Raw genomic sequence first — 19,565 nt, forward strand, 5'->3', positions numbered from 1 at the left:
CCGGCACCCCTTCCCCTCCTCCTCACCCTCGAGAGGCCCCCATGCTCCTCTTCACGGCGAAGCGGGTGCTGTCCGGCATCCTCCTGCTCGTCGCGGTCTCGATCGGCACGTTCTTCCTCGCCCACCTCGCGATCAGCGATCCGACCGCGTCGCTCCTCGGGACCACGGCGAGTCCCGCGCAGCAGGAGGCGCTGGCAGCGAAGATCGGTCTCGACCGCCCCCTGATCGTGCAGTTCTGGGACTGGTTCTCCCACGCCGTGCTGCTCGACTTCGGCGTCTCGTGGCGCAACTTCCAGCCGGTCGGTGCGCAGCTCGCGGTCAAGGTCCCCGTCACGCTCTCCGTCGTGACCCTCGCGACCCTCATCACCGCGGTCATCGGCGTCGCCTTCGGCATGATCACCGGACTCCGCCCCGGCACCTGGTTCGACCGGATCATCAAGGGGATCTCCGTCGTCCTCTTCGCGCTCCCCGGATTCTGGGTGAGCCTGGTCCTGGTGATGTGGCTGGCCGTGCAGCTCCAGTGGTTCCCCGCCGTCGGCTACGTCCCGCCGACCCAGTCCGTCGAAGGGTGGCTGCGCTCGATCACGCTGCCGGCGATCTCCCTCGCCCTGGGCGGCATCGTCGCCGTGTCCGAGCAGCTGCGGAACGCCGTGATCGCCCAGAGCCGCCAGGACTGGGTGCGCACCCTCCGCAGCCGGGGCCTGTCCGCCGCCCGGGTGAACCTGCACATCCTCCGCAACGCCTCGCCCGCCGCGCTCACGGTGATCGCCCTGATGTTCGTGGGCCTGCTCTCCGGTGCCATCGTGGTGGAGCAGATCTTCAGCCTCCCCGGTCTGGGGCAGCTCACGAACCAGTCGTCGCAGAACGGCGACATCCCCATGCTGCTCGGGATCACGGTGGTCTCCATCGTCTTCGTCGTCCTCATCAACCTCCTGCTCGACCTCGTGCTCGGCTGGATCAACCCGAAGGTGCGCGTCGCATGACCACGACAGACATCCGCGTCGCCTTCGACCGGGCCGCCCAGAAGCGCCGGTCGAGCCTGTTCCGACGCTTCCTCCGCCACCCCGGCGGCTCCATCCCGCTCGCCATCTTCGTACTCATCGTGCTCGTCGGGGTGTTCGCGCCACTGCTGGCGCCGATGGACCCGAACCTCGTCGACCTCGCAGCCGCGAAGGACCCGCCCTCCCCGGAGCACCTCCTCGGCGGCGACTCCACCGGCCGCGACATCCTCAGCCGCCTCATCTACGGGACGAGGACGACGCTGTGGGGTGCGCTCATCACGATCGTCACGGCGCTCGTCATCGGGGTTCCGTCGGGTGTCGCAGCCGGGTACTTCGGCGGTGTCTTCGACCGGGTCGCGACCTGGATCAGCGACGCCCTCCAATCGATCCCCGGGATGATCATCCTCCTCGTGGTCGCCGCCGGCAGCCGCAACAACTTCGAGCTGCTGATGGTCACCGTCGGCGTCTTCATGGTCCCGGGGTACTTCCGCATCGCGCGGTCGCAGACGCTCGCCGTCCGCGGCGAGGCGTACATCGACGCCGCCCGTGTGTCGGGCCTGTCGGACGCGCGCATCATCTTCCGCCACGTCATCACGGCCGTCTATCCGCCGGTCATCATCCAGACCGCGCTCACGGCGGGTATCGCCATGGGCATGCAGGCGGGGCTCCAGTTCCTCGGCATCGGCGACTCGAACGTGCCGAGCTGGGGCGCGATGATGCTCGAGGGCTTCCGGCTCATGCTCACCTACCCGCTCATGCTGCTGTGGCCCTCCGCTGCGCTCGGTCTCACGATCGCCGTCCTCGCGATCATGGGCTCCACGCTCGCCGAGCTCGTGCAGGTGCGCACGCCGCGCGCGGCCCGACGGCGGCGGCGCGGAGTGCTCGAGACCGCGGACGAGGTCGCCGCGGCTCCCGCCACGGGCAGTGTCCGCCACGAGGCTCCGGCATCGGCCCTCCGCGTCGAGAACCTGCACGTCGTCCACGCGACGCCGACGGGGGAGACCGAGGTCGTGCACGGCGTGACGCTCGACGTCGCGCCAGGGGAGGTCGTCGGGATCGTCGGCGAGTCCGGGTCGGGCAAGTCGCAGACCGTGTTCTCGGTGCTCGACCTGCTCCCCGCGACCGGCCGGGCGACCGCCGACGCGATCTGGGTCGGTGGAGCGGAGGTCACCCACGCGACGCCGAAGGAGCGCCAGGCCCTGCTCGGACGAACGATCGGCTACGTGCCGCAGGAGCCGATGAGCAATCTCGACCCCTCGTACACGATCGGGCATCAGCTCATCGAGCCGCTGCGCCGCACGCACGGGCTCGCGAAGGCCGCCGCCCGGCAGCGCGCGCGGGAGGTGCTCCTGCGGGTCGGGCTGTCCGACCCCGATCGCGTGATGCGCAGCTATCCGCATCAGGTGTCCGGCGGCATGGCCCAGCGCGTGCTCATCGCCGGCGCGATCGCCGGTCGGCCGTCGCTTCTCGTGGCGGACGAGCCCACCACCGCCCTCGACGTCACCGTGCAGGCCGAGGTCCTCGAACTGCTGCGGGAGCTGCAGGCCGAGTACGGCATGGCGCTGCTCATCGTGACGCACAACTTCGGCGTCGTCGCCGACATCTGCGACCGCGTGATCGTCATGCGCGGCGGCGACATCGTGGAGACGGGGCCTGTGGACGACCTCTTCGCCGCGCCCACCCAGGAGTACACGCGCGAGCTCATCGCCGCGTCGCTCGATGAAGCCGACGGTCGCGCCGCGCTCGACGGACGGCGGACGGAGGTCCCCGCGTGAACACCGCTCCGGTGAACCCCCTGCTGCAGGTGGACGACCTCGTGGTCGAGTACGGCCGGGGTCGGCATGCCTTCCGCGCGCTGCACGGCGTCTCCCTCGACATCGCCCCCGGTGAGTGCCTGGGCCTGGTCGGCGAGTCCGGATCCGGGAAGTCGACGCTCGGCAAGGCCATCCTCGGCCTGGCCCCGGTGACGGCGGGCCGCATCCGCTTCGACGGCCGGGACATCGGCCGGCTCGGCGGCCGGGCCCGACGGGCGCTCGCCGACGACGTGCAGGTCGTGTTCCAGGACCCGTACGGCTCCCTCAACCCGGCACTGACCATCGGCGATATCCTCGCCGAGCCGCTGCTGACGACGGGGATCGGGGCGAAGGCCGCCGAGAAGCGCGTGCGCGACATGCTCGACCGCGTGCGGCTGCCCTCCGCGAGCATGGACCGGTACCCGAGCGAGTTCTCCGGCGGGCAGCGGCAGCGCATCGCGATCGCCCGCGCCCTCGTGCGCGGTCCGCGGCTGATCGTGTGCGACGAGCCGGTCAGTGCGCTCGATCTCACCACGCAGGCCACCATCCTCGACCTCTTCATCGAGCTGCAGCGCGACACCGGCGTGGCCTACCTGTTCGTCTCGCACGACCTCGGCGTCGTCCGGCGGGTCTGTCACCGGGTCGCCGTGATGTACCGGGGCGAGATCGTCGAGATCGGAGACGGGGAGCAGGTCACGCGCGCGCCGCGTCACCCGTACGCCGAGCGCCTGCGGCTGGCCTCGCCCGTCGCGGACCCGGTGGCTCAGCGGGAACGCCGGGCGCAATGGCTCGCTCTGCGGGAGGTGCCCGATGCGGCGGTACGGTAGCTCCAGGCCGGAACACGCCACACCCCGGACTCGGCCGGAAGGACGCCATGCCGAAGATCATCGACCACGACCAGCGGCGACGGGACATCGTCGAGGTGGCCAAGAGCATCATCCTGAAGGGTGGGTTCGAGGCGGCGACCATGCGCAGCATCGCCGCGGAGGCGGGCTTCGCGAACGGTGCGCTGAAGCACTACTTCCCCGGGAAGGAGAGCATCGTCGCGGCGACGTTCGAGACGATCCTGCAGCAGATGTCCGAGGGCGTGGAGGCCGCGGGGCAGGAGCCGGTGGCGGCGGACGACGCGCTGCGGGGCTTCCTGCAGGCCACCGTGCCGCGCGACCCGGAGCAGATCGCCGCGGGCCGGGTGCTCCTGGCGCTCTGGGAGTACGCGATGGCGAACGAGTCGCTGGCCGAGCTCTACCGCGGACACCTGGGCTCCTGGCGAGCCTCGCTCATCGCGCGCATGGAGGCGGCCCGCGACGAGGGGTCGATCCGCGATCAGGACTACGGCCCGCTGGCGGACGAGTACATCTCCGCGGCGGTCGGGGCGACGGTCATCAACCTCATGTACCCGGACGGCGACCGCATCGCCGACTACGAGAACTACATCGACCGGTTCCTCGCGCGGCTGCGCTGAGGGCGAGGGGCCGGTCCCGAGAGGACGGCCCGTCATGACCCTTCCCCCCGAACGACCCGTGGTGTTCCTGCACGGCCTCGCCTCGCGCGGCACGCAGGACTGGCCGGACAGCGAGTGGACGGCGGTGCTCGGCGACCGGCCGCGCCGGGTCCTCGACCTGCCGGCGCACGGCGACGCCCCCGGGCTCGGCGTCGTGCCGACCTCCGCGGTGCTCGACGCGCTCGCCGACGCGATCGGCCCGGACGAGGTCGACCTCGTCGGCTACTCGCTCGGTGCCCGGCTCGCGTGGGACCTCGCGCGGCACCCGGGTGTCACGGTGCGGCGCCTCGTGCTCGGCGGCCTCAGCGCGGGGGAGCCCTTCGCGCTCGTCGACCTCTCCGCCGCGCGGGCCGCGCTCGCCGGCGGACCGGCTCCCGTCGACCCGCTGACCGGGATGATCGTGCACATGGTGAGCCTGCCCGGCAACCGCCCGGACGATCTGCTCGACCTCATCGAGGGGCTCGCGACCGAGCCGTTCGCGCCCGAAGCCGGAGCGCCGGCGGTGCCGGTGCTGCTCCTGGGCGGCGAGGACGATCCGATGGCCGCGGGCATCGACGAGCTCGCCGCGCGGCTGCCGGACGTCCGGGTGCGGCGCGTCCCCGGCGATCACCTCGTGGCGTTGCACACCGCCGCGTTCCGCGACGCCGTGCGCGGGTTCCTCGCGGACTGACCTCCGCGACCGCCGCCCGGCCTCTTCCTGCCCTTTATTTCCCACGTTCGTAGACATACCGAAAGGCATCCGCCATGACCGACACCCCCACTCCCGATGCCGCCCGCATCCTCGACATCGCCACCGGCTACATGGCCGCGAAGCAGCTCTTCCAGGCCAGCCGCATCGGCCTGTTCGCCGCCGTCGCCGCCGGCGCCGACACGGCCGCGGCGATCGCCGAGCGCTGCGGGGTGAGCGAGCGGATCGCCCGGCTGCTCGCCGACGCCCTCGCCGCGAAGGGTCTCCTCGTCCGGACGGAGGGGCGCTACGCCCTGGCTCCCGACGCGTCCGCCTACCTCACGGGGGACGACGCGGTCATCGACCTCGCTCCGTTCCTGACGTTCCTCGACGAGATCAGCTACCCGCACTGGCTGCAGTTCGCGCACACGGTCGACACGACCGAGCCCGGCGACCTGCAGATGGACGACGCCCGGTGGGGCACGTTCATGGCCGGCGTCATGACGTACAACCGCCTGCACGCGCAGGAGTTCGGCCGGCTCGTCGACCTCGCCGGCGCGACGAAGGCCCTCGACTTCGGTGGCCTGTCCGCCGAGTTCGCCCTCGCCGTCATGGCGCGCAACCCCGAGCTGCACACGACGTTCGTGTACGCCCCGGGATTCGAGGACGGCGTGGCCGAGGCGGTCGCGGCCGCGGGTGTCGCCGACCGGGCTGCCGTCGAGGTGGGGGACACGGCGACCGCGGCCCCCGAGGGCGCCTACGACGCGGTGTTCGCCAACCACGTGATCCACCGCTTCTCCGCGGAGGAGAACGCGCAGATCTTCCGGCGGCTCCGTGCTTCGGCGGTCGACGGGGCGACGCTCACCGTGCTCGACTTCTTCCTCGACGACGATGACGAGCAGCGCGCGCTGGACGCCCTGCACGCGGGGGAGTACCTCGTGATCGACGGCACCGTCGTGTACCCCGAGTCGCAGGTCCGCGGCTGGCTGACGGACGCCGGATGGGCGGTGCGCGACACCGTCGCCCTGCCGGGGAGCCCGCGCGTGCTCCTGGCCACCGCGGTCTGACGACCGCGGTTCGAGACTGGTCCGAGGGGGATCAGAGGCGGGCGGCATGCGTGAACATGCCGCCCGCCGTTTTCGTGGGGCGGGTGGTCAGCCGCGCGCGAACACCGTGCGGCCGTCGACGATCGTGCGCTCGACCTGGAGGGCGGCGAACGGGCGCCCCGGGCTGCACGGATCCTCGTCGAGCACCGTGATGTCGGCGACCTTGCCGGGCTCGAGGGTGCCCTTCCAGCTCGCGGCGCCGTCCTGGATCGCGGCGTCGGCCGTCATGGTGCGCAGCAGCCGGCGCCGCGTCGCGGCGTCGTCCGCGCGGCCGTCGGCGGCGAGGAGGGCGAGGGACGCATCGAGGCTCGGGCGCCAGTCCGGCGTGGCGATCGGGGCGTCGCTGGTCACGGTGGTCAGCGCCCCGGAGGAGAGCATCTCGGCCAGCGGCCACGCGGCGGCGACGCGGGCCTCGCCGAGCTGCACCGCCGCCCAGGAGTGCGTGTGCGCGGCGATGAGGGGCTGCACGGCGAAGCCGACGCCGAGGCGTTCCGCGCGACGGATCTGCGCAGGCGTGGCAAGGTCCCCGTGCACGATGTGGTGGGGCGCCGGCGGCGAGGGTGTCCGGCCGTGCCGTTCCAGTGCGGTGAGGAACTCCTCGATCGAGCGGTCACCGGTGGCGTGCACCGCGATCTGGAGGCCGCGACTCGCAGCCAGGGCGATCATCTGCTGGAAGGCGCTGAGTGGATCCGCATCGCCGCGCGTGAGGAGGTGTCCGGTCGTCCCATCGGGGTAGGGGTCCGACGTCCAGGCGGTGGCCATCGGCGGGATGCCGTCGGCGAAGATCTTCACGCCGGGGATCGCGAGCCAGCGGGAATCGGTCGACGGGGGCGGCACCGGGAGTCCGGCGGCGAAGTCGTCCAGGGAGCTCTCGCCGTCGATCGTCCCGAACAGGCGGAGCAGTGTCACGCGCGAGGTCTGCGCGGCCTCTTGGTGCAGCTCCACGTACGCGTCGAGCATGTCGGTGCCGAAGCAGCCGGTCTCACCGTGGTCCTCTCCGGGGCCGATGCCCGGCTCCGTGTAGCTCGTGACGCCGAGCTCCGCGAGCAGTGCCCAGGCCCGGCGCAGGGCCGCACGTCGCTCATCGGCCGTGGCCACGAGGCGGCCGGTGGGCTGCTCCTCGGGCGGGGTGTCGGAGAAGAACAGGTGCGGCCAGCGCGCGCCCAGCCAGGCGGCGTGGAGGTGGGCGTCGTTGAGGCCGGGGATCGCGGTGCGACCGTCGAGCTGCACCACTTCGCGGGCCGGGAGGGCTTCGGCAGCGGCGTCGGTGGCGACGATCACCCCGTCCCGGACGGCGATCGCGGTGGCGACGGAATCGGTGGCGTCGACGGTGTGGATGCGGCCGCCGCGGACGAGGAGGTCGGCGTCGTCGCCGAGGAGTGCGCTGCTCATTATTCCACCAGTGTAGACGTAAAACTCTCGTGCCAGGGAGGTCCCGCCCCGGCCGATTCGGCACGCGGTTCCGCGGCTTGTACCCTGGAGTCATCCCCCGAACACCCCGGCAACCTCGTGCGCGCCGGCGACCTCGGCGCGCGCTCACACATGCAAGGACGCAGATGAACGATTCCGCGGCACACCGCGACGAATGGACGGCGAGCGAAGAGCTGGCGGAGCGGATGATCCCGCTCATCGGGGCTCTCAAGCGCGAGCGCGACGTGGTCACCTCGTTGCACGGCCACCGCCTGCTCGGCCTCTCGGCGACCGGCCTCGTCGAGGTGCACGAGCGCGTGGCCCAGCTCGGGCACGAGCGTCTCGAGGTCGAGGACAGCCTGGCCGTGCTCGAGGGCATCCACGCCCTGGCCCCCGGCGCCTCGTCGATCGACGTGGCCCGCCTCGTGGAAGGGTACGCGGAGAGCGGCCGCCCGCTCGAGGAGTATCTCGCCGAGACCCTGGCCCCGGCCGTCGGCGCGGTCCCGGCATCGCCGACCGACGTCGTTCTCTACGGCTTCGGGCGCATCGGCCGCCTGCTGGCCCGCATCCTCATCGCTCACACCGGCGGCGGGAGCGGACTCCGGCTCCGCGCCATCGTCGTGCGCCGCGGCTCCGAGAACGACCTCGTCAAGCGCGCGTCGCTGCTGCTGCGCGACTCGGTGCACGGCCGCTTCGCGGGCTCGGTCACGGTGGACGAGGACGCCGAGCAGATCATCGCCAACGGCACGCGCATCCAGGTCATCTACTCCGACGACCCGGCCGCCGTCGACTACACCGCCTACGGCATCGACGACGCGATCGTCGTCGACAACACCGGCCGCTGGCGTGACGAGGCGGGGCTCTCCCAGCACCTCCGCGCGAAGGGCGTCGCCCGCGTGCTGCTGACCGCCCCCGGCAAGGGCCCGCTGAAGAACATCGTGCAGGGCATCAACGACGACACGATCACCGACGAGGACCGCATCGTCTCGGCGGCGTCGTGCACGACCAACGCCATCACCCCGGTGCTCGCCGCGATCGACGAGGCCTACGGCGTCGTGAAGGGCCACGTCGAGACCGTGCACTCGTTCACGAACGACCAGAACCTCATCGACAACTTCCACAAGGGCGACCGCCGCGGCCGCTCCGCCGTGCTGAACATGGTCATCACCGAGACCGGGGCTGCGAAGGCCGTGGCCAAGGCCCTCCCGCAGTTGGAGGGCAAGCTCACGGGCAGCGCGATCCGCGTCCCCACGCCGGACGTCTCGCTCGCGGTGCTGCACCTCACGCTGGAGCGCCCCGCCACCAAGGACCAGGTCAACGACTACCTGCGCCGGGTGTCGCTGCACTCGAAGCTCCGGCAGCAGATCGACTACGTGGAGAGCCCCGAGGTGGTCTCCACGGACTTCGTCGGCTCGCACCGCGCGGGCATCGTCGACGGCCTGGCCACGATCGCCGACGAGGACACCCTCATCCTCTACGTCTGGTACGACAACGAGTTCGGCTACTCCTGCCAGGTGATCCGGGTGCTGGAGACCATGGCGGGGTCGCACCCCGTCGTCCTCCCCGCCCGCCGCGAAGTCACCCTCTGACCGTCGACCCACCCCCTTCCGCTCGACCCGGCCCCCTGCGCACGCACGCAACGGGCCGGGGCACGCGAAAGGGGGTGGGTCGCGGCATGATGAGGGGCATGAAGACCTCACGATGGCGGGAGGAGCGGCTGCGGTGGCAGGGGCTGACCGCGCCGGCGGCGGACGTGACGGGGGCGGCGGCGCGGCTGCTCGCGGTGCAGAGCCAGGACTTCACGGCCGGACGGTGGGCGCTGGCCGTGCGGACGAAAGGCGGCGTACGGCTTCGTGACGTCGACGCCGCGTTCGACCGTGGGGACCTCGTCCGGGCCTGGACCATGCGGGGGACGCTGCACACGATCCCCGCACGCGACCTCGGGTGGGTGCTGGAGGTCACGGCCGCACGACAGCAGCAGCAGGCGGCCTCCCGACAGCGGCAGCTCGGCATCGACGACGCCATGATCGACGCGGTCGTCCGGGAGCTCACGCCGCGGTTCCGTGACGGCGGCCTCACCCGGAGCGAGATCTTCCCGGTGCTCGAGGGCATCGGCATCGACCCCTCAGGGCAGCGCGGCATCCACCTGCTGTTCGCGCTGACGGTCGCCGGCGTGCTCGTGCAGGGGCCGGTCGTGCCGCGGGAGGGCATCACGCGGGAGCAGCGGTTCGTGCTCGCGGCGGACCACATCCGCGATCACGCCCGCCCGGAGGACCCGCTGGCCGAGCTGTTCGTCCGCTACGTCGAGGGACACGGGCCCGCCGGGGTCGCGGACTTCGCGTGGTGGTCGGGGCTGACGCTCGGGCGGTCCCGGGAGGCGGCGGAGCGCGCGGCGACCAGGGTGACCGAGGTCGAGGACGGGGTCTTCGTCGGGAGCACCCCACCCCGGCGCGCGGCGAGCCGTCCGTCCGTGTTCGCCCTCGGAGCCTTCGACGAGTACTACATCTCCTACGCCGACCGCACCGTCGTCTGCGCTCCGGAACACCTCCCCGCCGTCGGCCCGGGGAAGAACGGAATGGTCCGGGCGACCGTGGTGGAGCACGGCCGCGTGATCGGCTGCTGGACCCACGCCGCCGCCGCCCACACCACCCCTCCGACTCTCTTCGAGCCCCCCGAGGACCCCGCCGCCGTCACCGCCGCCCTCGCCCGCTTCGCCGCGTTCCTCGCCTGACCCCTCGTCGACCCACCCCCTTCCGTGCCTCCCGGCCCCTTACGCCCGCGCGTAACGGGCCGGGGTGGACGCAAGGGGGTGGGTCGGCGGGTCACTCACTCGCGTGGCGACCGAGGAAGTTGTAGACCTCGTTATCGTCCACGCCGGGGAACATGCCGCGGGGGAGCGGCGAGAACATGTGGGTGTGCACGCGGGCGCTCGGCCATGCCCGGCCCTTCCAGCGCTCCGTGAGCTCGGGCGACGGGCGACGACAGCACGCCTCGTCGGGGCAGGTCGACACGGCCCTGTCGTTCGTCTCGCGTCCCCGCCACCACCGGGCATCGTCGAACGGCACGCCGACCGTGACGGAGAACTCGCCCTCGCTCGACGAGCCGGTCTGCGTGGAGCACCAGAACGTGCCGGACGGGGTGTCCGTGTACTGGTGGTGCTCGACGGTGCGGTTCTGCTCCGTGAAGGCGGAACGGGCCTGGAACTTCCGGCACACCCGCTGTCCCTCCACGGCCCCCGTCACGTCCATCGGCAGCGGCAGGTCGTCGTTCTCGTAGACGCGCGTGATGGCCCCGGTCGAGTCGACGCGCAGGAAGTGCAGCGACATGCCGAGGTGCTGCGTGAGCAGGTTGGTCATGCGCATGCCTGCGGCCTCGTGCGTCACGCCGAATCCGTCGCGGAAGTCCTCCACCGCGAGGTTGCGGTCCTTCTTCGCCTGCTGCAGGAAGGCCACCGCGGCGGTCTCCGGCATCAGGCAGCATGCGGCGAAGTAGTTGATCTCCAGGCGCTGCTGCAGGAAGTCGGCGTAGTCGGTCGGCGGCGTGTGCCCGAGCAGGCGGTGCGCCATGGCCTGCAGCGCCATGGACCGCAGGCCGTGTCCGCCGGGGATGGACGCCGGGGGCAGGTAGATGCGGCCGTTCTCGAGGTCGGTGACCGAGCGCGTCGAGTGCGGCAGATCGTTGACGTAGATGAGCTCGAAGCCGAGCTTCTCAGCCATGATGCTCACGGTGCGGTGGGTCAGGGCGCCCTGCGAATGGCCGGCCGCCTTGAGCTGCTTCTCCGCGAGCTTCTCGATGTCCGGCAGGTAGTTGTTCTGCGCGCGCATCCGCAGGCGCAGCTCCGTGTTGGCGCGACGGGCCTCCTCCGGGGTCGCGATGGCCTCGCGCTCGCGGCGCTGCAGCTCGCGGTGCAGCCCGAGGATGGACTCGATGGTCTCGTCGCTCATGCCCTTCGTGACGCGGACGGGCGAGACCCCGAGCTGACGGAACACCGGACTCTCCTGCGCCCGCTCCAGCTCGATCTCCAGGGCCGCGCGGCGGTTCGGCGGCTCGCCGGAGATGAGATCGGTCACCTCCGTGCCGGTGGCCTGCGCGATCGCCTGGAGGAGCGACAGCTTGGGCTCGCGCTTGCCGTTCTCGATAAGGCTGAGCTGGGAGCCGGCGACCCCGACGAGGGCTCCGAGCTCGTCGAGCGTGTAGCCCTTCTCCAGGCGGCGGTGCCGGATGCGGTGGCCGAGGGTCGTGAGGTGGATGCCGGAGGACGCCATAGTTTGAGTCTAGCGAAAGAAGTGTGATTCTTATCGTTCGATTTGGCCGAAAGTCCGCACCGAGGGCGAAGAAGATGGAAGCAACGCCCCACACTTCGAAGGAGCAGTCATGGCCATGGCCGAAGTTCTCACCCCTCGCACGTCCCCTGTCGCCCCGACGCGCACGTTCGGCACCGCCCCCTCCTACGACACCCCTGCGATGGCGGAGCTCGCCGCCTGGGTCGAGGAGATCCGCGCGCTCACGCAGCCGGACGCCGTGCACTGGGTGGACGGCTCGCGTGCCGAGAACGACTGGCTGCTGCGCGGACTCGTCGACGAGGGCAAGCTCATCAAGCTGAACCCCGAGTGGCGTCCCGGCTCGTACCTGGCGCGCTCGCACCCCAGCGACGTCGCCCGCACCGAGGCGCGCACCTTCATCGCCTCGGAGCGCGAGGAGGACGCCGGCCCCACCAACAACTGGGCCGACCCCGCCGAGATGCACGCGAAGATGGACGAGATCTTCGAGGGCTCGATGCGCGGCCGCACGATGTACGTCGTGCCGTTCTCGATGGGTCGCGTCGGCGGCCCCCTGTCGCACATCGGCGTGCAGATCACCGACAGCGCCTACGCCGTCGCGTCGATCGGCATCATGACCCGCGTGGGCGACGAGGTCACCCGCCAGATCGCCGAGGGCGCGCCCTGGGTCAAGACCGTGCACTCCGTCGGCGCTCCGCTGGAGGCGGGCGAGCCGGACGTCGAGTGGCCCTGCAACGACGACAAGTACATCGTGCACTTCCCGGAGACGCTCGAGGTCTACTCGTACGGCTCGGGCTACGGCGGCAATGCGATCCTCGCGAAGAAGTGCTTCGCGCTGCGCATCGCGTCGGTGATCGCCCGGGACGAGGGCTGGCTCGCCGAGCACATGCTCCTCATCCGCGTGATCGACCCGCAGGGCAAGGCGTACCACGTGGCCGCCGCGTTCCCGTCGGCGTGTGGCAAGACCAACCTCGCGATGCTGCGTCCGACGATCCCCGGCTGGAAGGTCGAGACCCTCGGCGACGACATCGCCTGGATCCGCCCGGGCGAGGACGGACGACTCTGGGCGATCAACCCCGAGGCCGGCTTCTTCGGCGTCGCGCCCGGCACCGGTGAGTCGACCAACGTCACCGCGGTCGAGACGCTGTGGGGCAACACGATCTTCACCAACGTCGCGCTCCGCCCCGACGGCGACGTGTGGTGGGAGGGCCTGACCGACGAGGCGCCCGCGAACCTCATCGACTGGGAGGGCAACGACTGGACGCCCGACTCCGGCCGTCCTGCGGCGCACCCCAACTCGCGTTTCACGGTGTCGGCGGCCCAGTGCCCGCAGATCTCCGAGGACTGGGAGGAGGCCGTGCCGCTCGACGTCATCCTGTTCGGCGGACGCCGCGCGAGCAACGTGCCGCTCGTGGTCGAGGCCACCGACTGGACCCACGGCGTGTTCCTCGGCTCGAACATCTCCTCCGAGCGCACGGCGGCCGCCGAGGGCACGGTCGGCGAGCTGCGCCGCGACCCCTTCGCCATGCTGCCGTTCTGCGGCTACAACATGGCCGACTACTTCGGTCACTGGCTGAAGGTCGGCCGCGGCCTGCGCTTCGACCGTGCACCGCGCATCTTCCAGGTGAACTGGTTCCGTCGCGGAGCTGACGGCCGGTTCCTCTGGCCCGGCTTCGGCGACAACTCCCGCGTCGTCGACTGGATCATCCGCCGCGTGGCCGGTGACGTGCCGGCGGTGGACAGCCCCATCGGACGCCTGCCGCGCGTGGAGGACCTCAACCTCGACGGCCTCGACATCCCCGCGGAAGACCTCGACGAGCTCTTCTCGGTCGACCCCGAGGCGTGGAAGGCCGAGGCCGACCTCACGGAGGAGTTCTACGACACCTTCGGCGACCGCGTCCCGGCGGCGCTGCGCACCGAGCTCGCGTCGCTGCGCTACCGCCTCGCGAAGGCGTAGCCCCCAGACCGGTGCCGGTTCGGGGGAGCCGGCACCCTCGGCCTCCGGGTCGAGACAGACCCGCGAAGGCGGGGCATCAGAGACGAACCCATGGCTGAGTGGTCTCCGACGCCCCGCCTTCGTGGCACCCACTTTCCGCCGAGACCCCGGTTTCGCGTCGAGACCCCGCCCCGCATACGTGCGGAAGGCGGGGTCTCGACGGAAACGCGGGGTCTCGGCGGTGTAGGTGGGGGGAGAGGGGGGAGGGGGAGTCAGGCGAGGAGCTGGTGGCGGGCGAGGTCGCGGTAGAGCGGGGTCGACTCCACGAGCTCGGCGTGCGTGCCCTGTCCGACGACCACGCCGTCCTGCAGCACCACGATGAGGTCGCTGTCGACGACGGTGGACAGACGGTGCGCGATCACGACGAGCGTGCGGTCGGTGGCGACCGCGTCGATGGCCTCGCGCATGCGCTGCTCGTTCACGCCGTCGAGCGACGAGGTCGACTCGTCCAGCAGGAGGATCGGGGCGTCGGTGAGGAGCGCCCGGGCGATCGCGAGCCGCTGCCGTTCGCCGCCGGAGAGCATCACGCCGTCCTCGCCGACCGGAGCATCGACCCCGAGGGGGTTCCGCTCCAGCACGTCGCCGAGGTTCACGGCGCGGAGCACGCGCTCGCAGTCCGCATCGGTGGCGTCGGGGGAGGCGAGCCGCAGGTTCTCGGCGAGGGTGCCGGCGAGAGTCGGGGCGTCCTGCTCGACGTAGCCGAAGTGGGCGCGGAGCTCGTCGCGCGCGTAGGTGCGGGTGTCGTGTCCCTTCAGACGGATGGAGCCGCCCGTGGGGTCGTAGAAGCGCTCGATGAGGGAGAGGATGGTGCTCTTCCCCGCCCCGCTGGGGCCGACCAATGCCACCCGTGCCCCCCGGGGGACCGCGAAGGACACCCCGCGGAGCACCTCGTGGTCCTGGAGGTCGGCGGCGGCCTCGGCCTGCTCCAGGTGCGCGTCGGCGAGCAGGGTCTGTGCCTCCCTCGCGGCGGCACGGCGGGCCGCGACGACGTTCTCCGGGTAGCGGAACCGCACGTCGCGGAACTCAAGCGCGGGGGCGTCCGCGCCGGGCTCCTCGTCACGGGGGAGGGCGGCGGCGGTGGCCGCGTCGTCCTGGGTCTCGGTGGGCAGGTCGAGCACCTCCTGGATGCGGCCGAGCGCGCCGAGAGCCTGGTTGACGGAGGTGATCGCGCCGAAGGTCGAGGCGAGCGGCATCACCAGCAGGAAGAGGAACATCACGAACGAGATGAGGGCCGCGATCGAGATGGCTCCGGCGGCGACGCGGAAGCCGCCCACGCCGAGCACGACGAGCAGGGAGAGCTGGAGGGCGATGCCGGCGACCGGCACCACGAGCGAGGAGATCTTCGCGATCCGCACGCCGATGCCGTACGCCTCGGAGGCCCGCTCCGTCACCGCCGCGGTCTCCCGCTCGGTCGCGCCGGAGGCTCGGATGGTGCGGATGGAGCCGACGGCCCGCTCGACGCCCGAGGCCAGCTCGCCGACCTTCTCCTGCTGAGCGGTGGACGCCGTGCGGATCCGGCCGCTGAGGGCGACGACGACCACGACGGAGACGCCGATCACCACGACGATGAGCAGCAGCAGCACGGGGTCGATGAGCAGCATCGCGATGAGCGCCCCCGCGAAGAGCACGACGTTGCCGACCGCGTCGGCGAGCCCCTGCGTGAGGACGGCGTAGAGGAGCGTCGTGTCGGTGCCGACGCGAGAGACGAGGTCGCCGGTGCGCCGTGCGTCGAACTCGGATGTCGGCAGGTGCAGGATGCGGGCGATGAGCTTGCGGCGGCTGGAGTACACGACCGCGGTGCCGGTGCGCTGCAGCAGGTAGTGCTGGAACCCCGAGATGATCGACGACACGATCACGAAGCCGACGAGCAGCCACACGAGCACGCCGATCGTGCCGTCGGATTGCACGGCCTCGATGACCTGGCCGACGAGGAGGGGCTGCACGAGCGAGGTCGCGGCGCCGAACACGCTGAGGACGGCGACGACGACGAGGGTGCGCTTGTGCTCGAAGAGGAAGGGGAGGAGCTGGCGGAAGGTGGCGCGGGGCCCGTCGGCCGGTGCGCCCCGTCCGCGTCGGCGTGCTGTCGCCGTGCGGGACATGGGGGACCTCGATCTGGAGATGGTACTTCGACCGTACTCGGGGGACGGTCGTTTCCTATGGGGCGGCTGTATGGGCTCAGGTGCGACCGAAGCGCCGATGTGCCGCCTGCTTGGTGACGCCGAGGGCACTCGCGATCGCCTGCCACGAGTAGCCGCTCGTGCGGGCGCGGCGGACCTGCGCCTCTTCGGCGCGCGCGAGCTCCTTGCGCAGCGCGGCCAGGCGGTGGAGCTCGGCGAGGGGTTCGCCGCCCTCGGCCGCGGCGATGGTGGTCGGTTGAGACATGGGGACCTCCTTCGCGTCAATATTCGTTGACGCGGCGGGCTGGTGTCAAGAAGTGTTGACGAGTACGTTGTCCACAGCACGGCCTTGCCCGCATGCGGAACGCATGCGATGCTGACAGAATGGCTCGCATGCTGCAAGTGAGGAACCTGCCCGATGAGGTTCACGCCCGGCTCAAAGAGCGTGCCGCGGCGGAACGCATGAGCCTGTCGGACTACGTCGCGCGCGAGCTGGAGGACCTCGTCCGGTACCGCAGCAATGCCGAGGTCCTCGAGGCGTCGCGGGCACGGGCGCGCGCGGCCGGCGTCTCCCTGACGCGCGAGGGCATCCTCGCCGCCCGTGATCGCGAACGGGACGAGCGCGAGTGAGCGGGACATCCGAGGCGGCCGTGCTCGATGCCTCGGCGGCGATCGAGGCCCTGCTGGGCGAGGAGGTCTGGACGCACGGCGAGGAGTTCCATGCGCACGCGGGTCTCGATATCGAGGTCCTCTCCGTGCTCCGACGCCTCACGATGCGGTCCTCGATGCCGGCGCATGCTGCTCGTGAGGCTCTCGACGCGTTCGGAGCGCTGCAGATCACCCGCCATCCGCTGCGTCGGCTCATCCCGCGGATCTGGTCGCTGCGCGATGACGTCTCCGCGTACAACGCCGGTTATGTCGCGCTCGCGGAGGCCCTCGACGTCCCTCTGCTCACGGCCGATCGCCGGCTGGCGAAGACGGCGGCCCGGTACTGCGACGTCGTGGTGCTGTGAGCGTCTGGCCAGGAAGACAGGAACGGCTGCACCCCCGAGGGAGTGCAGCCGTTCCTGTCGTTCGGTCGGCCTAGAGCTCGACGGCGGAGGCGAGACCGAGGTCGTCCTCGTAGTCGTGGTCCTTCGTCTCCGGGGTGAAGATGAGTGCGATGAAGGTCAGCACCGCCATCGACGAGAGGTACAGTCCCACGAGCCAGGGCTCGCCGCCGACGGCCGCCCACAGGGCCACCGCGATGAACGGCGCCACGGCCGCACCGAGGATCGACGACACGTTGTATGCGATCGCCGAGCCGGAGTAGCGAACGTTCGTCGGGAAGAGCTCCGGCAGGAGAGCGCCCATCGGGCCGAACGTCGTGCCCATGAGCATGAAGCCGAACACGAGGAAGGCCTGAGTGAGAGCGCCGGTGAACTTCGGGTCCGCCTGCGGGAGCAGGAAGATGTTGAACGACAGGCCGAAGACGACGATGAGTCCGGTGACCCACAGCAGCAGCTTGCGGCGCCCGATGGCGTCGGCGATCGGCCCGGACAGCAGCGTGAAGATGCCGAAGAACACGACGCCGATGATCTGCATGAGCACGAAGTCCGTGTAGCCGAAGCCGAGGCCCGGGTAGAACTGCGCCGCGAAGGCGCTCGGGTCGAAGTCCTTTCCGGTGGCCTCCGCGGCAGCACGGGCGGCGGCCGAGGCGGTCTCCAGGTCGGCGGCCTTCGTGCCGTAGGTGAGCGTGAAGTTCGTCATCAGGTAGAACAGCACGTACGTCGCCAGCATGATGAACGTGCCGAGGATGAGCTGCTTCCAGTGGTGCCGGAACACGGTCGCGAGCGGGAGCTTGCGGATGGCCCCGGTCTTCTCCGCCTTCTTGAACGTGTCCGACTCGACGAGACGGAGCCGCACCCACAGGCCGATGATGACCATGACGGCCGAGAAGAGGAACGGCACGCGCCAGCCCCAGGAGAGGAAGGCCTCGGACTTCAGCGCCGGGTCCTCCGGGTGCGGGAGTGCGAAGTTGATGGCGAGGAAGATGCCGTTCGCGATGATGAAGCCGAGCGGCGCGCCGAGCTGCGGGAACGAGCCGTACCAGGCGCGCTTGCCCTTCGGGGCGTTCTCGGTGGCCACCAGCGCCGCGCCCGACCACTCGCCGCCCAGCGCGAAGCCCTGGGCGAGACGGAGGATCAGCAGGAGCAGCGGGGCGACCCAGCCGATCTGCTGGAAGGTGGGCAGGAGGCCGATCACGAAGGTCGCGATGCCCATGGTGAGGAGCGATGCGACGAGGGTCGCCTTGCGCCCGAACTTGTCGCCGAAATGCCCGAAGACGACGGCGCCGATCGGGCGGGCGACCATCGCCGCGCCGAAGACGGCGAACGACGACAGCAGCGACGCGGTGTCGTTCGTGCTCGGGAAGAAGAGTGTGGGGAAGACGAGCACGGCTGCCGTCGCATAGACGTAGAAGTCGTAGAACTCGATGGTGGTGCCGACGAGGCTCGCGGTGATGACGCGCGAGCGGGGGTTCGCGGGGGTGGTGGCGGTGCTCAAGGGGTCTCCGATCCTCCGCCGGTATACCAGCGGACTCGGGCGAGTCTACGCCTTCCTGGGAGTTCGCTGGACGTTGATGACGGGGCGGGGTCGAGCGCGTCGGTGCCCCGCGTAGAGTCGGGGGAGGCCGGCCGGAGGAGGACCATGACCACGCGGATGCTGCTCCTCGCCGACACGCACGTTCCGAAGCGGGCGAAGCGGCTGCCGGACGCGGTGCTCCAGGCGATCGACGAGGCCGATGTCGTCGTGCACGCGGGGGACTGGGTCGATCTCGCCACCGTCGAGCTGCTCCAGTCCCGCGCGCGTGTGCTCCACGGCGTGCACGGCAACAACGACGGCCCTGAGATCCGTCGGGTGCTGCCCGAGATCGCGCGGTTCACCGTGGAGGACACCGCCGTCGCCGTCATCCACGAGACGGGCGCCGCGACGGGGCGGGAGAAGCGGATGGATCTCGCCTTCCCGGACTCCGACCTGCTGGTCTTCGGACACTCGCACATCCCGTGGGACACCGTGACACCGAACGGGCTGCGGCTGCTCAACCCGGGCTCTCCCACCGACCGGCGCCGGCAGCCGGTGCACACGATGATGCACGTCGTGGTCGACGGACGCGATGTCGAGGCGACCCTGGTGCCGGTCCGATGACCGACGGCGGAGCCGATGTCCCGATCGCCTACCGGGCCCCGATGCGCTCCCGCGACGATGCCGTCGCCCCGGGGGTCGCCGTCGAGCGCGCGCTCGCCGGAGGTGTGTGCGGCATGGGCGGGCGGCTCGACAGCCCGCCTCGCTCCCTGACCGCGGGGCTCGCGGCCGTCGACGCCCGTCATGGCGAGCGGGCGGCGCGGCGGCTGGAGCGGTTCGCGGCGCTTCCGACCGGAACCCTCGTCTGGACGCAGGACGTCGACGGGTACTTCTGGCTCGGGACGCTGACCGGGCCGTGGCGCTACGACGACGATCCGGCGGCGGTGGCGGCAGACCTCGTGCATGTGCGCGACTGCACCTGGTCCTCGCGCCCGGTGGCGCCTTCCGATGTCCCGCCGGGCGTCACGGCCACGTTCGCCCGCGGGGGACGCAACGGCCAGCGCATCCGCACGGCCGAGGTCGGGGAGCAGTCAGCCGCACTCTGGGAGCGCGGCCTCCGCTGATCCGCGCC

General features: G+C 71.2%; 18 protein-coding genes. 13 read left to right on the forward strand and 5 right to left on the reverse strand.

From position 1 onward, the window contains the following. The first annotated feature begins 41 nt into the window (after positions 1–41). The 6 genes from AC2W7E_RS14860 to AC2W7E_RS14885 all read left to right on the forward strand — a co-directional run bounded on the left by AC2W7E_RS14860 (position 42) and on the right by AC2W7E_RS14885 (position 6,029). The gene (locus AC2W7E_RS14860) at positions 42–983 is read left to right on the forward strand and encodes an ABC transporter permease (RefSeq protein WP_025103884.1); all 942 of its coding nucleotides are present in this window, start codon (positions 42–44) and stop codon (positions 981–983) included. Further along, positions 980–2,776, forward strand: a complete 1,797-nt coding sequence (locus tag AC2W7E_RS14865) for a dipeptide/oligopeptide/nickel ABC transporter permease/ATP-binding protein (protein WP_485989404.1) — start codon at positions 980–982, stop codon at positions 2,774–2,776. Before AC2W7E_RS14860 ends, AC2W7E_RS14865 begins: the two co-directional genes overlap by 4 nt. Next, entirely contained in the window at positions 2,773–3,621 is an 849-nt protein-coding gene (locus tag AC2W7E_RS14870; protein ID WP_029989391.1) for an ATP-binding cassette domain-containing protein, read from the forward strand. Before AC2W7E_RS14865 ends, AC2W7E_RS14870 begins: the two co-directional genes overlap by 4 nt. Positions 3,622–3,668: 47 nt before the next feature. Further along, positions 3,669–4,256, forward strand: a complete 588-nt coding sequence (locus AC2W7E_RS14875) for a TetR/AcrR family transcriptional regulator (protein WP_025103887.1) — start codon at positions 3,669–3,671, stop codon at positions 4,254–4,256. Between the two features lie 34 nt (positions 4,257–4,290). Then, positions 4,291–4,965, forward strand: coding sequence for an alpha/beta fold hydrolase (locus AC2W7E_RS14880; RefSeq protein ID WP_029989394.1), 675 nt, complete (start codon positions 4,291–4,293; stop codon positions 4,963–4,965). A 74-nt stretch (positions 4,966–5,039) separates the two neighbouring features. After that, a complete protein-coding gene (locus AC2W7E_RS14885; protein ID WP_338565650.1) occupies positions 5,040–6,029 on the forward strand; it encodes a methyltransferase family protein in 990 nt (329 codons plus the stop codon). An 87-nt stretch (positions 6,030–6,116) separates the two neighbouring features. Here the strand turns inward: AC2W7E_RS14885 and AC2W7E_RS14890 are convergent, their stop codons facing one another. Next, the gene (locus AC2W7E_RS14890; RefSeq protein WP_485989405.1) at positions 6,117–7,460 is read right to left on the reverse strand and encodes an amidohydrolase; all 1,344 of its coding nucleotides are present in this window, start codon (positions 7,458–7,460) and stop codon (positions 6,117–6,119) included. A 164-nt stretch (positions 7,461–7,624) separates the two neighbouring features. Between AC2W7E_RS14890 and AC2W7E_RS14895 the strand changes: the two genes are divergently transcribed. Further along, the gene (locus AC2W7E_RS14895; RefSeq protein ID WP_315107646.1) at positions 7,625–9,067 is read left to right on the forward strand and encodes a glyceraldehyde-3-phosphate dehydrogenase; all 1,443 of its coding nucleotides are present in this window, start codon (positions 7,625–7,627) and stop codon (positions 9,065–9,067) included. 98 nt (positions 9,068–9,165) lie between these two features. Continuing rightward, positions 9,166–10,209 (forward strand): winged helix DNA-binding domain-containing protein, encoded by a 1,044-nt coding sequence (locus AC2W7E_RS14900; RefSeq protein ID WP_303708320.1) that lies wholly within the window; start codon positions 9,166–9,168, stop codon positions 10,207–10,209. A gap of 91 nt (positions 10,210–10,300) precedes the next feature. Here the strand turns inward: AC2W7E_RS14900 and AC2W7E_RS14905 are convergent, their stop codons facing one another. After that, positions 10,301–11,743 carry an XRE family transcriptional regulator gene (locus AC2W7E_RS14905; protein WP_025103893.1) on the reverse strand — a complete coding sequence of 481 codons (1,443 nt, stop codon included), beginning with the start codon at positions 11,741–11,743 and terminating at the stop codon, positions 10,301–10,303. Positions 11,744–11,852: 109 nt separating this feature from the next. Between AC2W7E_RS14905 and AC2W7E_RS14910 the strand changes: the two genes are divergently transcribed. Next, the gene (locus AC2W7E_RS14910) at positions 11,853–13,715 is read left to right on the forward strand and encodes a phosphoenolpyruvate carboxykinase (GTP) (RefSeq protein ID WP_025103894.1); all 1,863 of its coding nucleotides are present in this window, start codon (positions 11,853–11,855) and stop codon (positions 13,713–13,715) included. A 251-nt stretch (positions 13,716–13,966) separates the two neighbouring features. On the opposite strand, the gene AC2W7E_RS14915 is transcribed toward AC2W7E_RS14910, so the two are convergent. Both AC2W7E_RS14915 and AC2W7E_RS14920 read right to left on the reverse strand, forming a co-directional pair. Then, a complete protein-coding gene (locus AC2W7E_RS14915) occupies positions 13,967–15,853 on the reverse strand; it encodes an ABC transporter ATP-binding protein (protein WP_485989406.1) in 1,887 nt (628 codons plus the stop codon). Between the two features lie 76 nt (positions 15,854–15,929). Beyond that, a complete protein-coding gene (locus AC2W7E_RS14920; RefSeq protein WP_060923460.1) occupies positions 15,930–16,136 on the reverse strand; it encodes a hypothetical protein in 207 nt (68 codons plus the stop codon). A 119-nt stretch (positions 16,137–16,255) separates the two neighbouring features. Between AC2W7E_RS14920 and AC2W7E_RS14925 the strand changes: the two genes are divergently transcribed. Together AC2W7E_RS14925 and AC2W7E_RS14930 are read left to right on the forward strand one after the other, a co-directional pair. Further along, on the forward strand, positions 16,256–16,501 hold the full coding sequence (locus AC2W7E_RS14925; RefSeq protein ID WP_126894495.1) for a FitA-like ribbon-helix-helix domain-containing protein: 246 nt from the start codon (positions 16,256–16,258) through the stop codon (positions 16,499–16,501). Beyond that, positions 16,498–16,884: a type II toxin-antitoxin system VapC family toxin gene (locus AC2W7E_RS14930; RefSeq protein WP_485989407.1), complete on the forward strand. Its 387-nt coding sequence runs from the start codon at positions 16,498–16,500 to the stop codon at positions 16,882–16,884. Before AC2W7E_RS14925 ends, AC2W7E_RS14930 begins: the two co-directional genes overlap by 4 nt. A gap of 70 nt (positions 16,885–16,954) precedes the next feature. On the opposite strand, the gene AC2W7E_RS14935 is transcribed toward AC2W7E_RS14930, so the two are convergent. After that, positions 16,955–18,415, reverse strand: a complete 1,461-nt coding sequence (locus AC2W7E_RS14935; protein WP_060923458.1) for an MFS transporter — start codon at positions 18,413–18,415, stop codon at positions 16,955–16,957. 144 nt (positions 18,416–18,559) lie between these two features. Between AC2W7E_RS14935 and AC2W7E_RS14940 the strand changes: the two genes are divergently transcribed. Continuing rightward, positions 18,560–19,057, forward strand: a complete 498-nt coding sequence (locus tag AC2W7E_RS14940) for a metallophosphoesterase family protein (RefSeq protein WP_485989408.1) — start codon at positions 18,560–18,562, stop codon at positions 19,055–19,057. Continuing rightward, positions 19,054–19,557 carry a GAF domain-containing protein gene (locus AC2W7E_RS14945; RefSeq protein WP_366216033.1) on the forward strand — a complete coding sequence of 168 codons (504 nt, stop codon included), beginning with the start codon at positions 19,054–19,056 and terminating at the stop codon, positions 19,555–19,557. The genes AC2W7E_RS14940 and AC2W7E_RS14945 overlap by 4 nt, the downstream gene beginning before the upstream one ends. Positions 19,558–19,565 lie beyond the last annotated feature (8 nt).

Source organism: Microbacterium sp. CFSPD4_SD4, assembly GCF_057364585.1.

Excerpts from the sequence above, each read along its gene's own strand:
- AC2W7E_RS14920 (WP_060923460.1), bottom strand. The coding sequence starts at position 16,136 with ATGTCTCAACCGACCACCATCGCCGCGGCCGAGGGCGGCGAACCCCTC.
- AC2W7E_RS14860 (WP_025103884.1), top strand. The coding sequence starts at position 42 with ATGCTCCTCTTCACGGCGAAGCGGGTGCTGTCCGGCATCCTCCTGCTC.
- AC2W7E_RS14925 (WP_126894495.1), top strand. The coding sequence starts at position 16,256 with ATGGCTCGCATGCTGCAAGTGAGGAACCTGCCCGATGAGGTTCACGCC.
- AC2W7E_RS14940 (WP_485989408.1), top strand. The coding sequence starts at position 18,560 with ATGACCACGCGGATGCTGCTCCTCGCCGACACGCACGTTCCGAAGCGG.
- AC2W7E_RS14895 (WP_315107646.1), top strand. The coding sequence starts at position 7,625 with ATGAACGATTCCGCGGCACACCGCGACGAATGGACGGCGAGCGAAGAG.
- AC2W7E_RS14875 (WP_025103887.1), top strand. The coding sequence starts at position 3,669 with ATGCCGAAGATCATCGACCACGACCAGCGGCGACGGGACATCGTCGAG.
- AC2W7E_RS14885 (WP_338565650.1), top strand. The coding sequence starts at position 5,040 with ATGACCGACACCCCCACTCCCGATGCCGCCCGCATCCTCGACATCGCC.
- AC2W7E_RS14890 (WP_485989405.1), bottom strand. The coding sequence starts at position 7,460 with ATGAGCAGCGCACTCCTCGGCGACGACGCCGACCTCCTCGTCCGCGGC.
- AC2W7E_RS14910 (WP_025103894.1), top strand. The coding sequence starts at position 11,853 with ATGGCCATGGCCGAAGTTCTCACCCCTCGCACGTCCCCTGTCGCCCCG.
- AC2W7E_RS14905 (WP_025103893.1), bottom strand. The coding sequence starts at position 11,743 with ATGGCGTCCTCCGGCATCCACCTCACGACCCTCGGCCACCGCATCCGG.
- AC2W7E_RS14900 (WP_303708320.1), top strand. The coding sequence starts at position 9,166 with ATGAAGACCTCACGATGGCGGGAGGAGCGGCTGCGGTGGCAGGGGCTG.
- AC2W7E_RS14865 (WP_485989404.1), top strand. The coding sequence starts at position 980 with ATGACCACGACAGACATCCGCGTCGCCTTCGACCGGGCCGCCCAGAAG.
- AC2W7E_RS14945 (WP_366216033.1), top strand. The coding sequence starts at position 19,054 with ATGACCGACGGCGGAGCCGATGTCCCGATCGCCTACCGGGCCCCGATG.
- AC2W7E_RS14915 (WP_485989406.1), bottom strand. The coding sequence starts at position 15,853 with ATGTCCCGCACGGCGACAGCACGCCGACGCGGACGGGGCGCACCGGCC.
- AC2W7E_RS14880 (WP_029989394.1), top strand. The coding sequence starts at position 4,291 with ATGACCCTTCCCCCCGAACGACCCGTGGTGTTCCTGCACGGCCTCGCC.